Here is a 1,168-nt window from a genome sequence, read left to right on the forward strand (position 1 = left end):
CCGGTCCCCTTAACGTTCCAGCACCGGGCAGGCGTCAGTCCGTATACATCGCCTTACGGCTTCGCACGGACCTGTGTTTTTAGTAAACAGTCGCTTCTCGCTGGTCTCTGCGGCCACCCCCAGCTCACCGTGTAAAACGGATCACCAGGTGTGGCCCCCCTTCTCCCGAAGTTACGGGGGCATTTTGCCGAGTTCCTTAACCATAGTTCACCCGAACGCCTCGGTATTCTCTACCTGACCACCTGAGTCGGTTTAGGGTACGGGCCGCCATGAAACTCGCTAGAGGCTTTTCTCGACAGCATAGGATCATCCACTTCACCACAATCGGCTCGGCATCAGGTCTCAGACTATTGCCAGGCGGATTTACCTACCTGACGTCCTACACCCTTACCCCGGGACAACCACCGCCCGGGATGGACTACCTTCCTGCGTCACCCCATCACTCACCTACTAACCGCTTGGTTCAGCGGCTCCACCACTCCGACTCACCCCGAAGGGATCACCGGCGGCTTCACGGCCTTAGCATCACGATGCTCGATGTTTGACGCTTCACAGCGGGTACCGGAATATCAACCGGTTATCCATCGACTACGCCTGTCGGCCTCGCCTTAGGTCCCGACTTACCCTGGGCAGATCAGCTTGACCCAGGAACCCTTAGTCAATCGGCGCACACGTTTCTCACGTGTGAATCGCTACTCATGCCTGCATTCTCACTCGTCAACCGTCCACAACTACCTTCCGGTGCTGCTTCACCCGGCAGACGACGCTCCCCTACCCATCACAGCCAGCGTTGGCCGTATTGCTGCAATGACACGACTTCGGCGGTACGCTTGAGCCCCGCTACATTGTCGGCGCGGAATCACTAGACCAGTGAGCTATTACGCACTCTTTCAAGGGTGGCTGCTTCTAAGCCAACCTCCTGGTTATCTCTGCGACTCCACATCCTTTCCCACTTAGCGTACGCTTAGGGGCCTTAGTCGATGCTCTGGGCTGTTTCCCTCTCGACCATGGAGCTTATCCCCCACAGTCTCACTGCCGCGCTCTCACTTACCGGCATTCGGAGTTTGGCTAAGGTCAGTAACCCGGTAGGGCCCATCGCCTATCCAGTGCTCTACCTCCGGCAAGAAACACACGACGCTGCACCTAAATGCATTTCGGGGAGAACCAG

At 57.3% G+C, this 1,168-nt stretch carries 2 other annotated features.

The features are described from left to right. Positions 1-687: a sequence feature (23S ribosomal RNA rRNA prediction is too short), on the reverse strand. A gap of 24 nt (positions 688-711) precedes the next feature. Continuing rightward, positions 712-1,164: a sequence feature (23S ribosomal RNA rRNA prediction is too short), on the reverse strand. Between the last annotated feature and the right edge of the window lie 4 nt (positions 1,165-1,168).

The sequence above is a fragment of the Streptomyces viridochromogenes DSM 40736 genome (assembly GCF_000158955.1).
GTDB lineage: Bacteria > Actinomycetota > Actinomycetes > Streptomycetales > Streptomycetaceae > Streptomyces > Streptomyces venetus.